Here is a 13,294-nt window from a genome sequence, read left to right on the forward strand (position 1 = left end):
TTGGAGCCTGCCGCCGCTTATGCATAATATAACCGCAGCCGAACCAAATGGGCAGTTGGATGAGGGGCAATGGCGTTGTCAAACTGGACGTCGCCACGAGTCCAAGGCTTCACAGGGTTATTCGGGCAGATCAGGAGCAAGGTAGGTACGTGACATTCAGGAGCTCGTTATGAATATCGCTCAGGCTCACGCCTGGTTGTCTGCTAATCAATCGCGATGGACGCGCGAAGTGATCGAGCTATGCAATGTTAACTCGGGTTCAGCGAATTTGGTGGGGCTGGAACAGGTGGCAGACATGCTGTGCCAGTGGAGCGTGGCGGGCGCGGCCGCGCAGCGCATCGCGCTGCCGCCGCGGCGCGGAATCGCCGAGGATGGTACGGAGCACGCGATGGAGACCGGCGTGGCTCTCAAATGGGAAGTGCGTCCTGAGGCCCCTAAACGCGTGCTGCTGGGCATCCATTACGACACTGTGTATACGCCAGCCCATGTGCCTGACAAGTGCCAATTGGTCAGCGATAACAAACTGATCGGTCCCGGCACTGCGGATGCTAAAGGCGGAATCGTGGTGGTCCAGGCAGCACTGGAAGCCCTCGAACATTTTCGACTGGCACCCGAAGTAGGCTGGACACTTATACTGACACCCGACGAAGAAGTGGGCTCGCCTTCGTCAGCTCATCTGTGGGACTCGCTGGCTTCCACCCATGACTATGGATTGCTATTTGAACCAGCGATGGTCAGCGGCGCCCTGGTCGGCCAGCGCAAGGGTTCGGGCAACTTCACCTTGGTCGTGCGTGGTCGCGCAGCCCATGCTGGTCGCGATTTTGATGCTGGTCGCAATGCCGTTGCCCTGGCCAGTCACCTGGCTACCAGCCTGGATCGATTAAACGGACGCATGCCCGATACCACGATCAACTTGGGCCGCATTAGCGGTGGTGGAGCTGTCAATGTTGTGCCTGACTTGGCGATCGTGCGTTTCAATGTTCGCGTGCCCGATGCAGATTCGCAAATCTGGTTCGAACGTCAGCTATCCGATGTGTTGGCTGAAATCGATTCACGCGACGGCTATTCAGTAGCCATTCATGGCGGCTTTACCGCTCCGCCCAAGCCACTGACCTCAGCGCAGCGCGAGTTGATGAACGTGATCGAAGCTGCCACTGAAGCGCTGGGCCACCAGGTCCAATGGCAAGCCAGCGGCGGAGTTTGCGATGGCAATCGCCTGGCAGCCGCAGGTCTAACCAATATCGATACCTTGGGACCCGTAGGCGGTAACTTGCACAGTGGCGAAGAATGGGCCGACGTTACGACGATTCCCTTCAAAGCCAGTCAAGTCATTGAAATCATGACGCGCTGCACACTTACGGGTGTTTGGCGTCAGCCATAAACTTCTGCGAAATCAGCCACTGCTTGCACAGCTCGGGCCATTGAAAGGCACCCGGCTGACCAGCAGCCAAACCCAGGCCATGTCGTCCAACCGGAAAACAATGTAGTTCGCCCGGCACACCCTGAGCCGCCATCGCTGCATAGAACTTCAGCGCATTTTCAATCGGCACCACGGCGTCAGCGGCCGTGTGCCACACGAAAGTCGGTGGCGTATCTTTGGTAACCTGAGTCGAATTCGAAAGCGACGTGACCAACGCTGCATCGGGATTGTCTCCCAACAAATTCTTCTGACTGCCTTTGTGAGTATAAGGCTGATCAAAGTCGATTACGGGGTAGCATAGGATACCGAAATCTGGTCGCGAACTAACACGTTCAATGGGATCCGCGGCTTGTGCATTGCCGGCGTCAAAGTGAGTTAGAACGGTCGAACACAAATGCCCTCCGGCTGAAAAGCCGATGATGCCGATACGATTGGGATCGACGTTCCATTGAGCAGCACCGGCCCGCACCGTCCGCACCAGCCGCTGTGCATCGAGCATGGGAAACGGGTGACCGTATCCTTTGCCTCGATGTCGGTATTCGCAAATGAAGGCTGACATCCCGAGGTCATTGGCCCACTTGGCGATTTGGTGGCCTTCGTGATCGATCGCCAAGCCACCGTAACCGCCACCAGGCAAGATCACTAGCGCGGGGGCCGGTTTTTCTGAGTTGATGGCGTAGATGATAGTTTGCGGGATATCCTTGTCATCGGTGCCCTGAGCTCCCGGTGCATCGCCAGCCCACAAGCGTTGCTTGGTTGGTTCCGCGGCCCGCGTGGGACCAGTGGCTAGTAGGCAAAACAACAATATCAGATGAGCTAGCCTGGAACGCATGATTGATTCTCACCTTGACGCAGGGGGCCGTAGAAGGATTTTGGTCAAGCCGAGGTTGCGGCTTGCTGGCCGCTTATTATAGTTCACTTTTTATGGCCGATCTCGCCCGTAGCTGATCTCGCCAGAGATTGGTTTGGTAGCCGATCTCGCCAGAGATTGGAGGATGTGCTGGTAGTTCGTCCAAAGCCTGGCGACTTCGGCTACGGGAAAGTCCGTAGCCGATCTCGCCAGAGATTGGAGGATGTATTGGTAGTTCATCCAAAGTCTGGCGACTTCGGCTACGGTTGATAACGATATTCGCGCGTGAATACGAAACTGGACTATGATAGTCTTGTCTCTTGGCACGCGCCCTATTTGGTTATTTGGTTCCAATACCTAATGCACAGTTTAGTCCTGCAAGACATTACCAAGCGATTCGCCGCTGGTGAGGTGCTCAATTCGGTTAGTCTGGCAATGGAGCCTGGTCAGCGTGTGGCGCTAGTGGGCGAGAGTGGCTCGGGCAAAACCACTTTACTGCGAATCATCGCAGGCCTGGAATCACCCACTTCGGGCAAGATTACGCTCGATCAAGTCGACATAACAACCTGGGCAGCCAATCGACGAGGAGTGGGCATGGTCTTTCAGGACTACGCTACCTATCCCCGGTTGAGTGTCGCAGAGAATCTGACAGTCGCGTTGGTCGGCAATGGGTTGACGCGCGCGGACAAAGATTCCAGGTTGGCGGAGTTGGCCAGCTGGCTGGGTTTGCAGAGTTTGCTCAAGCGGTTGCCAACCGAACTTTCGGGTGGTCAGCTGCAACGTGTGGCTTTGGGCAAAGCGTTGATGGCGCGGCCAAAGTTGCTGTTGTTGGATGAACCGTTTTCTCAACTCGATGTGCGTCTGGCAGAGCAGATGCGACAACTGTTGGCCGAATCGCATGCCCGCTATGGGATCGCCCAGTTGTTAGTTACGCACAATCCCATCGACGCGTTGTGTACTGTCGACAAGTTAGCCGTGTTACATGCAGGAAAACTAGCTCACTTCGAAGCGCCTTGCCAAGTTCGGCAGCATCCGAAGACACTCTTTGCCGCCGAGTTGACTAGTCCCTGCGGATTGAATGTACTGCCATCGGACGCGATCCCAGGCTCCGGAGTACCTGCCGGTAGTACGATTGCAATTCGACCCGAGCATTTGCACTGCGCGTTGGCCGAGCCGGTTCCGACCAGTGGCCAAGTGATATCCTGGAAGTGTCGCTTGGGCAAAGTCTACGATTTGGGACTGGTGCGTTTACGGGAAGCGACCTTCGGATCCCACCGACTGTCCATGCTACAACCCACAAACTTGGCAACTACATCCTCCGATGACGATGTCGAAGTTTGGCTTGAGCGCAAAGACCTCATGTCGTTTGGTTGATGGTTGTTGAGCGGCTGTCCCCAGCCGCTCGGAATCGGGCTGTGGCCCCCGGGACGCAGTTCGTTGTTCAAGACGGTGTTTGGCTCAGGAGGACCTTCGCCCTCGTCGCCGCACCCGGCGCTCGGTGGAGAATTGGGTTAGAGGGTGCTGAGCGGCTGGGGACAGCCGCTCTACGGACAATCTCTGCGACTATTTGCCAGAAACGACTTGTCGCACTTCTGGGTTAGAGCATATAAAATAGGTTAGTGGGGTGGCAATTTGACCGACCACCAGCCAGGTGCGCCATCTGGTGCGATTGAGACTCCGTGAACGTTGAGGTTTATTCATGCCAGTTATCTTGACCGAGAATGCCGCCAACCAAGTGAAAAAGTTCCAGACGGAGCATCAGTTTCCCGCTGATGCTTTCCTGCGAATTGGACTGGTTGCCGGCGGTTGCAGTGGATTTAGCTATTCGCTCGCATTCGACGATAAGTACGATGACGAGCGTGACTCCAAGTACGAACAGCATGGGGTTGCGATTGTAGTTGATAAGAAGAGTGCCTTGTACTTGGATGGTACGACCGTCGATTGGCACGAGCGCATCGATCGCCAAGGCTTTAGCTTTGAGAATCCTCAGGCTCGCAAATCTTGCGGATGCGGTAGTTCATTCTCGGTTTGACCGCCGAATTGGGAAGTCGCTGCGATAGTTGTGGTCGTGGCTGAGCGTCGTAGCGCTCGTACACAGTTACAATCTGGCCGTTTACAATACAGCCGTTGACCTGTTTGCCCGGAAAATTCATCTGGGTGCCGGGTCAGCGGCTGTTTGCATTTATTTCGACTGAGTTGTGGTGTGTATGGATCAACCCGGTACCGTCTTGATTGCTGCTAATCCCAAGTCTGGGGCGGTGTCACGGCAAGCCTTGGTTGGTCAACTGGCCGATTATTTGAGGCAAGCGGGGCGCAGCGTCGAAATCTGCAGTTCGCTGGAGGCCGTGGCCACGCGCTCGGCGCAATTGCAGCATCTCAGTCAGCTCGCCTCCGTCGTCGCTGCCGGTGGCGATGGTACCGCCGCAGCTGTGGTCAACCTGATTCCCACGGGCGTGCCTTTGGGCGTTTTCCCGCTGGGTACAGAGAACTTGTTGGCCCGTCAACTAAACTTGTCCGCCGATCCCCAAGTCGCGGCTCAGACCATCTTGGCCGGCAAGCAACAGCAACTTGATGCCGGGTTGGCCAACGGCAGACTGTTTTTGGTGATGTTGGGCTGTGGCTTTGATGCTGAAGTGGTCATGCACATGCATCAGCGCCGACGCGGGCATATCAATCGTTGGTCTTACGCCAAACCTATTTGGCAAGCCGTTCGTAACTACAAGTATCCAGCCATCAACGTTGAACTACTCGACAGTGCGTTTAGTGTGGCCGATGCGGCTAACGAAAGAACCTCGAGGTTTTCGACTGCCTGGCTGTTCGCCTTTAATCTGCCTCGTTATGCTGCCAACTTGCGATTTTGCCAGCAGGCACAGTGCAACGATGGCCTGCTGGATTTGTGTGCGTTTACTCAAGGCGGTCTGATGCGCGGACTGTATTATCTTGCCTGGCTTTGGCTAGGACGACACCAACGACTAAAGGATGTACATCAATATCGCTCAGCCCATTTTCGCATAACGTCTCCAGGACAAGTGCCATATCAGATCGACGGAGACCCCGGCGGCCACTTACCGTTAGAAGTGCAGGTCCTACCCAACAGACTAACCCTAATCGTCCCCTAATGTGGCATAGGCTTTCAGCTCTTGATGTGGCATAGGCTTCCAGCCTGTGTAAAAAAGCGTTAACTGCCAACGTTCCAGTGTCTCCCAACCCTTCGCTTACCCCAACTTAACTCCAACTGACAACTCGCATGAGAATCACAATTGATAAAGTGAGTTGTGGTGACAACCTGCCTTTGATGTTGATTGCGGGCCCGTGCGTTATTGAGTCGCGAGAGTTGACGTTGTCGATTGCCTCGGCTTTGCAGTCGATGTGCGGGCAATTGGATATGCCACTGGTGTTTAAAGCCTCGTTTGACAAAGCTAACCGAACCAGTCGCAGTGGTTTTCGCGGCTTAGGAATGGATGAAGGCTTGCGCGTCCTCGAAGAAGTCCATAACAAGTTGGGATTGCCAACCGTCACGGATATTCACTTGCCCGAACAAGCGCCAGCGGTTGCTGAAGTATGCCATCTGTTGCAGATTCCGGCGTTTTTGGCCAGGCAGACTGACCTCATAGAGGCCGCGGCGCGCACCAATCGGCCATTGAATGTCAAGAAAGGGCAGTTCATGGCGCCGGCTGATATGAAGTATGTGCTTGACAAAGCCGTGGCAGCCGGCAGCGGCGGTTGCATTTTGTGCGAGCGCGGTACCTTTTTTGGATACGGACGCCTGGTCAATGATATGCAGGCTCTGCCCTTGATGCGTGCGCTGGGAGCGCCCGTAGTCTTCGATGCTACACATTCGGTGCAACAGCCAGGTGGCCTGGGTGGAGCGACCGGAGGTAACCGCGCGATGGTCGAGCCCTTGGCTCGGGCGGCCATTGCTACCGGCATCGATGGATTGTTCTTGGAAACTCATCCCGAGCCGGACAAGTCGCCCAGCGATGGTCCCAATATGGTGCCACTTGGAGAATTGTCTAAACTGCTTGGTCGTCTCAAACAGCTGTCGGAATTGGTGCGTTCATGGTCGTAGTTCGTTCAACGCGTTGGCTCGTTTCTTACCTGGTTGTCGGCTGGTTGCTGGTCCTGCAGACCGGCTGCAACGACAATAGCCAGAATCGAACGCGCAAGACTCAGCAAGCACTCGATGCGGCCAAAACCAAGAGCGATGCACTGAATGATGCCACTCAGTACCTCGCGCAAATGACTCCGCTCAACCGCATCAAGGTTGAAGAAGAAGTTCAACTGCATTTGAACAAGTGGTGGCAGACGGTTGAAAAGACCACCAAGTCCGTCTTGCCCGAAGACCTGATCGATGGCCTGCCTCCGGACCTGCGGTCGGAAGCCGGTTTTGCCAATGAGGCTGAGGGCCAGTTTGATACATGGGATGTTGAGTACATGTATCAGTGTCACATGTATCGCAAATTGGCTGATTGGATTATTGATCGTCCGTTGCGAGATTCATTGCTGCAACCCTGGTTGGAATCGCAGGCAAAGACTTTGTCGGCCGAAGAATTTGCCAAACTAGAACAGGCATTCAAGCTGTTCGACTGGTCGGTGCGCAACATCGTGTTATTGGGAAATGCCAAAGATGTCGAACAGTTGTTGGATGATCCGCGTAAACCGGCCACAGACAATGGTATAGGCTATCGATACTTGCCTTGGCAAACCATCCTTTATGGTCGGGGTGATTTCGTCGAGCGCGGGCGCGTCTTCACCACGTTGGCTCAGCAGCGCGATCTGGAAGTATGCTGGCTGTCGCTGAAGGTGTCGACTAGTCCAGCAGCCAAGATTTGGTCAGTGGGTGTCTGGATCGGTGACAACTGTTACCTATTTGAGCCCAAGCTTGGTCTGCCGATTCTCGATTCAGAGACGGCGACCCCAGTGACCTTGGCGCAGGTGCAGAGCGATGAACGCATCCTGCGACGCTTGGACATTCCGGGTCGATTTGACTACGCGGTTAATCCTGGCGACACGCAGCAGGTTGGTTTTTTGCTGGATATCGAACCGGCTGCGGGCACCGATCGCATGGCTGTGCTGCAAGCGTCCTTGACGGGCGATGATCGCTTGCAATTGCAAACGAATGTGCAACCACTGGTTGCCAAACTCAAGCGGCTGTTGCCCGATTCGCTAGTGTCGATCTGGCAAACACCTCTGCTGGCGCGACTGTATGCCAAAGACCTCCGCGAACGACTGACGATGAATTCGCCGTTCACTGCCCAATACATGGTCGAGCATGCGGTTTGGTTCATGGACACGCCAGCCGCTGCAGCTCGCCTGAAACATATCGCTGGCGAGTTTGAATCGACATTCGATGGTAAAGGTGCGCTGGCGACCTATATGGATTGTCGCTTGCCGGACGAGACAATCGCCCGCCTGGTGGATGATCCTGATGCCCAGAAGGAACTCGGTATCCCGCGACTGATGTCCGAGCCGCTGGAGGCCTTCCAGAATCGCTTGCGTCAAATGCAAGTTGTGTTCAAGCAAGCCAAGATCGATGCCACTTTCTTGCTTGGTCAACTGCATTTTGATCGCGGCAACTATTCGGCAGCTGAAGACATGTTCAAACGCACGCTGAGCAATCGCCTGGCGCAGAACTGGTACCCAGCCACCCGCTACACCTTAGCCCGCGCTCGACAAGAGCAAGGAAAGACTCAAGAAGCGATCGACGTGCTCAATGAGGAAGGAAGCCCGATGGAAGCAGGAAACCGACTGCGCGTGCGTTATTTGTCACGTTGAACAGTAGCCTTACTTCAGCACACTATCTTCGATGCGTAGTAATTCTCTATAGCGTAGCTGTTGTTCGGGAGTAGCCACGTGAATCAGATTGGCTGCCAGCACCACGGATTCGAGCGTATGAATGAGCCGGCGCAAGAGTACTTGTTCCATTTCCGCACTCAGAGAGGTAGCGCGTGATTGGATCCGCTGGTCGCGGACGGTAACGTACTCTTGATACGCTTTCATCTCCTTGAGCTCGGTAACAAAGTCTTCACCCGATTTGCCTTGCAGTAGTGCAGCTGACAGCCGGCCTTGATCCTCTTCCAGTTCGGGCCACTTCTCGATGATCTCGCGCTGCAGGTCACGGCGTCGGCTGAAACCGCCGCGATTCCTGCGTCCGAAGCCACCGCGCCGCGCAGCCCGATATTCGCGTTGCGCATCTTCGTAAGCCCGAAAAACGCCAGTTACATCGTCGCTCGTGCGCAAGTCGAGTCGTCTGGCAAGTCCCTGGGCGATGCTGCGATCGACATTGGATGCGAGTTTCAAGAGATCATCCAGCGAACCGCTGAATGTCTGCAATTTTGACACGTCCGTTTCTTCGGCTGCGGAGGTTTCTTCGTCATCGTCGGTGATCAGTGGGGTATCGAGTTCATAGTCGGGCATGCGACTTACTTGCCGCAAGAGTGCATCGCTGCCGCGCGTGGGGATATCAATTGTCTCGCTTTCGATCACGGCAAAAGCATGAGCTTCGGCCAGAGAGATGCGGCCGTCGCTATTGAAGTCTCCGCCGCCAGCCGTCCTTCCCGTCCGAGTTTGACCTAGCAGAGCTCCCCAAAAGTAGCTGCTATATTCTTCATCGTTATCGATATCGGGACGGCAACCAGCGGCAGGCAGGTCATGACGTTGAGCGAAAAATCCGCTGCGCAAGTTCTTCGAAAGACCGCGTTGAACATCGCCGCTTTCAAATACTGTATGAGCAAATCCGCCGCAGTAGCATTGGGCCATAATGGAGATGACCGGCACATCGGCCGGCAGCGTATCTAACCATTCAGATAGCTCCTCCATCTTCAGCTCGCGATTCCCCCAACAGGTTATCGAAGTATTGTAAGGCGATCCATCGCGCCGGGCCGAACCACCATGCGCAGTAACATAGACAAACAGTCGATCGCCAGATTGCAGACGACTTTTAACCTTCGCTAAGCCATCGCGGATATCGGTAATGCGATTCGAACCACTAATATTGCTGACGCGATGATTGCGATAACCAAGTTTCTGAGAGCCGGGAATGGTGCCCGGCGGGCTCGGGGGGGCGAAGATTTCTCGAACCAAGTCGACAGCCGGAGTGCCAGTTGATTCACTCTTGAGAACGATCTGCAGATCCGGCTGGGGATCAAGTCCATCGGCGAAGTAGATCAGGTTAGTTCGCGTACCTCTGTGTTGGCTGTCTAGCACACGTTGAAAGAACTGAATATTAGCTTCTAAAGAAGCTTGATTGCCTTCTGGCGCGTAGCCCCCACCGATGGTTAGAAAGTGGTCGGTGGCTGACAGAGGTGCAGTGCACATGCTGCAAGTTATAGTCACCAGCAGCACTCGGTGTAATCTGGCGATGCATGATTGTATGGATCGAATCATAACTGTCTCCCTCTGGGCGGCATTGGACCAATCACCAAAGGTCGTCGAACACGAAGAACTCTCAAGCGAGCCGTGCCCTGGTGGTGGTGTCAGCTGTACCGATTGTAGTTGAAACAAAGGGTACGCATGTTCAGTCCAATGGCCATTTTGCTTGACTGCAGGGGCGGATTGACCAACATTTTATCGATGGTCATTTTCCGTAAAATTTGCTCCGCCAAGGTGTAGGATCCCAATCGTGAAAGTACTAGTTGCAGATGACTCTGGCGTAATGCGCAAGATCATTATTCGTTCGTTGAACGCTGTCGGCGTTACTGACGTGGTAGAAGCAGGTGACGGGGCTGAGGGTTGGGAAAAACTGCAAGCCGAACCGGTGGATCTGGTACTGACCGACTGGAATATGCCCAATGTCAGCGGTCTGGAGTTCTTGCGCAAGATCCGCGAGTCCGGTTTGGAACTGCCCGTCATCATGGTCACGACCGAAGCCGAAAAGGCCAAAGTGATCGAAGCCATTCAAGCTGGTGTTACTGATTACCTTTGCAAGCCCTTCGAATCGGAAGAGCTCCGCGAAAAGCTAGATAAGTACATCACTGTCTAATCATAAACGCGACATAGGCGTTCAGCCTGTGTCTTCCCTAACAACAATCTCGACGAGAATCTCCATGACCTCTACCGCAGACAGCCTCGTCGAAGAAGTGCTCGCTCGACTTCAGCGCAAACATGACCAAGATTCGACGGTTGCATGCAACTGCGCTCAGAGCGAGCACCAAAGACGACTGATCGATGCCATCAACCAAAGCGCTAGCAGCCTGTTCGAAACCATGTGCGGTTGGCAGATGCGACATCTGTCAACGCAGCAGGTCGACAAGAACCGCACGCAGCACGACTTGAGCGGGATCATCAGTATCTCTGGTAGGCTGCGGGCGACGATCGTCGTTAGCCTGAACAAAGAACTGGCCTTCAACATCGCGGAATCGCTCTTGGGATCGAGACCCAGCAAGATTGATGGCGAGGTTGTCGACCTGGTTGGCGAACTAACCAACATGATCTGCGGCAATGCCAAAGAACGTTTGAATACTGAAGGCTTGATACTGGGACTACCAACGGTAATCAGCGGCTCAAACGTCGTTGTCGCCTTCGAATCGGGACTCGAGAAAGCTCGTCTGAACTTCGATAGTGAAAAAGGCCCTTTGAGCATTCTGCTCGGCGTTCGTGCCTAATAACTGACACCGTACACCGTCCCTATGAACAGCATGGCTGCCCAGAAGAAACCGACGCACAGGAAGCAGTAGAAGGACAGGCGCAGCACAACGGCGACTATTCCTTGGTACGGCACGTCCAACTGATTGCCTACTTGTTTGGCAGTGAGGATGGCCCAGAAGGCCACGGCCATTGGTCCCAGGACCATACCCACATGCACCAAGAGAACGCAGAACATTGTAATCATTCGTACGGCGGTCCACGATATTGCGCAACTAAGACGTTTCGGCAGATTTAGTTCTCAAATGTGTGGATGGTCGGCTGCATTTACGGGATCGCCTTTCGCGGAGCGAAAGGAGACAGTGTTTGAATCTCTGCTTCGACAGCCGGCGAAGGAGGCTGAGTCTGCAGGTACCATAAGCGTCGACGAACTTGCGCTACGAGCGTGAGGTCAGCCTGGCAGCGCCGGCATTGGTTCGAGAGCTCTTGGCGGGCGCGGCACACCGGGCAGCGAAACTCAGTCTGGCCTGCCGCGGTCTGATCACTGGACATAGAACAGTAAATCATCCAGGTCAGCAGTCAACTCTTCGACGACTGAATTGTCACCGTCTTCGACTGCCGTGTAGATCTTGTCGCACAAGGTTGCCAGATCTTCTGCATCTTCACCCTGCACTTGTGCCTTGAGCTTGTCGGCGCGATCTAGCAGGTCAGCCAACTTGGGGAATTGTTGTCGAGCTTTCTCTTTCACGCTAGCGCGAGGCTCGTAGATGCCTCGATGCGCTCCATCGACTCGCATATCGTCATGAAACTCACTTTGTGGCACTAGCTCGCTCAGATCGCTGATCTCGTCGCTTTCTTGGAACATCGTTTCAAGTCGCGAGCGAGCTTCCAAACGTTCATCATCGTTGAGTTCGGTCAATGCATTGTCGATGCGTACTTCCATATGTCGCCCCGATGCAGGTTGTTCCACAGTCACCTGCAAGACGCCGTCGAGCGTCAAGTTGAAGGCGACCAGGATTTTGCGATGTTGGTCATCGTCCCCGGCCAGGTCCAGCTTGAGCGTACCGATGAAGGTGTTTCTGTTTGGATCTGGATGCTCACCTTGCAGAATCTTGATGACGACTCCATCTTGTTCGTCGTACATTTTGGAAAAGGCTTCCTGAAACCGAGCCGGTAATGGGCTGCCACGATGAATGATTGGGGCATAGACCAATTGAGGGCCGTTGAAGGTCAGACCTTCGCAGGCCTCAATACCTAGCGTGTGGGTGGCCACGTCCACCAGCACCGGCCCCACGCTTTGACCTTGCAACATGGCTGCTTGAACGGCCGCACCCAGCGCGACCGCCAGGTCTGGATCCACGGCGCGGCTGGGTTCACGCATGAACTGCTCGCGCAACTTGTCAGCCACCAATGGAATTCGCGTCGAACCACCGACCAATACCAGGTCATCAATGTTATGAATCGTCATCGATGCATCGCGCAGCGCCTTGCCGATGCAGTCGAGTGTCCTTTCCAGCAGCGGTTCGATCATCTCGTTCAGTTGTTCACGCGTGATCGAAATTTGCAAATGCAGCGGCTGCCCAGCTTGCTCAGCAATAAACTCTTCGGCAATGGCGACCGTCTCAACTTCGGACAGGCGAATCTTGGCTTGCTCGCACGCCTGCAATAAACGGAAGCGTGCTTGCGGATCCTCGCGCAGATCGAGACCATTTTTCTCTTGGAATTCACTGGCGACATAATCCAGAAGCAGATGGTCGATATCGTCACCACCCAGTTTCGTATCGCCTTGGCTGGCCAGCACTTCAACTACACCGGCTTCCATTCTTACGACCGAAACGTCAAACGTACCACCGCCGAAATCGTACACGGCAATGTGTTTGCGATCGCGTTTGTCGACGTGATAGACCAGTGTAGCGGCCGTCGGTTCGTTGATGATTCGCTCGACGCGCAGTCCAGCCAATTCGCCTGCCTGGCGAGTCGCTTGACGCTGCTGTTCGTCGAAGTAGGCGGGCACAGTGATCACCGCTCGCTTGACTTCGCAGCCCATGGCCCTGGAAGCCACGTCGCGCAAACGGCGCAGAATCATCGCGCTAATTTCTGGTGGCGTGTAAGTCTGATCGCCCATCGTCACCGATTGGCTGGTACCCATTTTGCGCTTGATCGATGATATCGTACGCTCTGGAAAAGCGGCCAACTGATTGCGGGCTGCCACACCGGTAATCAGGGTGCCGGCAGGTGACAAACCCACGATCGATGGCATCCAATTCTGGTTGTCGATCTGGAATACTTGTGGCTTGCCGTTGACCACAATCGCTACCACGCTGTTGGTCGTGCCCAAGTCGATACCCACGATTGGGTCGAGGCGATTGTCAGGCTGATCGCCAACTGGCTGCGCAACTTCATTTTCAGGTTGGTTGTTTTCCGAACGGTTGTCTGTCATC

General features: G+C 54.8%; 12 protein-coding genes. 8 read left to right on the forward strand and 4 right to left on the reverse strand.

What is annotated here, in order from left to right; genetic code table 11:
- The first annotated feature begins 169 nt into the window (after window positions 1–169).
- Window positions 170–1,381, forward strand: a complete 1,212-nt coding sequence (locus SH573x_RS18055) for a hydrolase (protein WP_479349081.1) — start codon at window positions 170–172, stop codon at window positions 1,379–1,381.
- Here SH573x_RS18055 and SH573x_RS18060 read toward each other — a convergent pair.
- Window positions 1,356–2,252 (reverse strand): alpha/beta hydrolase, encoded by an 897-nt coding sequence (locus tag SH573x_RS18060; RefSeq protein ID WP_479349082.1) that lies wholly within the window; start codon window positions 2,250–2,252, stop codon window positions 1,356–1,358. The genes SH573x_RS18055 and SH573x_RS18060 overlap by 26 nt on opposite strands.
- 378 nt (window positions 2,253–2,630) lie before the next feature.
- Here SH573x_RS18060 and SH573x_RS18065 point away from each other — a divergent pair, with 378 nt between their 5' ends.
- The 5 genes from SH573x_RS18065 to SH573x_RS18085 all read left to right on the forward strand — a co-directional run bounded on the left by SH573x_RS18065 (window position 2,631) and on the right by SH573x_RS18085 (window position 8,045).
- Window positions 2,631–3,644 carry an ABC transporter ATP-binding protein gene (locus SH573x_RS18065; protein WP_479349084.1) on the forward strand — a complete coding sequence of 338 codons (1,014 nt, stop codon included), beginning with the start codon at window positions 2,631–2,633 and terminating at the stop codon, window positions 3,642–3,644.
- Window positions 3,645–3,969: 325 nt separating this feature from the next.
- Complete coding sequence (locus SH573x_RS18070; protein WP_479349085.1) at window positions 3,970–4,302, forward strand: HesB/IscA family protein; 333 nt, start codon at window positions 3,970–3,972, stop codon at window positions 4,300–4,302.
- A gap of 175 nt (window positions 4,303–4,477) precedes the next feature.
- The gene (locus tag SH573x_RS18075; RefSeq protein WP_479349086.1) at window positions 4,478–5,389 is read left to right on the forward strand and encodes a diacylglycerol/lipid kinase family protein; all 912 of its coding nucleotides are present in this window, start codon (window positions 4,478–4,480) and stop codon (window positions 5,387–5,389) included.
- Window positions 5,390–5,517: 128 nt separating this feature from the next.
- On the forward strand, window positions 5,518–6,339 hold the full coding sequence (gene kdsA, locus SH573x_RS18080) for a 3-deoxy-8-phosphooctulonate synthase (RefSeq protein WP_479349087.1): 822 nt from the start codon (window positions 5,518–5,520) through the stop codon (window positions 6,337–6,339).
- Window positions 6,330–8,045: a tetratricopeptide repeat protein gene (locus SH573x_RS18085; protein WP_479349088.1), complete on the forward strand. Its 1,716-nt coding sequence runs from the start codon at window positions 6,330–6,332 to the stop codon at window positions 8,043–8,045. The genes kdsA and SH573x_RS18085 overlap by 10 nt, the downstream gene beginning before the upstream one ends.
- A 9-nt stretch (window positions 8,046–8,054) precedes the next feature.
- Here the strand turns inward: SH573x_RS18085 and SH573x_RS18090 are convergent, their stop codons facing one another.
- Entirely contained in the window at window positions 8,055–9,656 is a 1,602-nt protein-coding gene (locus tag SH573x_RS18090) for a hypothetical protein (protein ID WP_479349089.1), read from the reverse strand.
- Window positions 9,657–9,891: 235 nt separating this feature from the next.
- On the opposite strand from SH573x_RS18090, the gene SH573x_RS18095 reads away from it, so the two are divergent.
- Both SH573x_RS18095 and SH573x_RS18100 read left to right on the forward strand, forming a co-directional pair.
- Entirely contained in the window at window positions 9,892–10,251 is a 360-nt protein-coding gene (locus SH573x_RS18095; RefSeq protein ID WP_479349090.1) for a response regulator, read from the forward strand.
- 64 nt (window positions 10,252–10,315) lie between these two features.
- Entirely contained in the window at window positions 10,316–10,873 is a 558-nt protein-coding gene (locus SH573x_RS18100) for a chemotaxis protein CheX (RefSeq protein ID WP_479349091.1), read from the forward strand.
- On the opposite strand, the gene SH573x_RS18105 is transcribed toward SH573x_RS18100, so the two are convergent.
- Entirely contained in the window at window positions 10,870–11,100 is a 231-nt protein-coding gene (locus SH573x_RS18105) for a hypothetical protein (protein WP_479349092.1), read from the reverse strand. The genes SH573x_RS18100 and SH573x_RS18105 overlap by 4 nt on opposite strands.
- Before the next feature lie 294 nt (window positions 11,101–11,394).
- Complete coding sequence (locus tag SH573x_RS18110) at window positions 11,395–13,293, reverse strand: Hsp70 family protein (protein ID WP_479349093.1); 1,899 nt, start codon at window positions 13,291–13,293, stop codon at window positions 11,395–11,397.
- Window position 13,294: the final 1 nt, after the last annotated feature.

Source organism: Rania fehmarnensis, assembly GCF_056494185.1.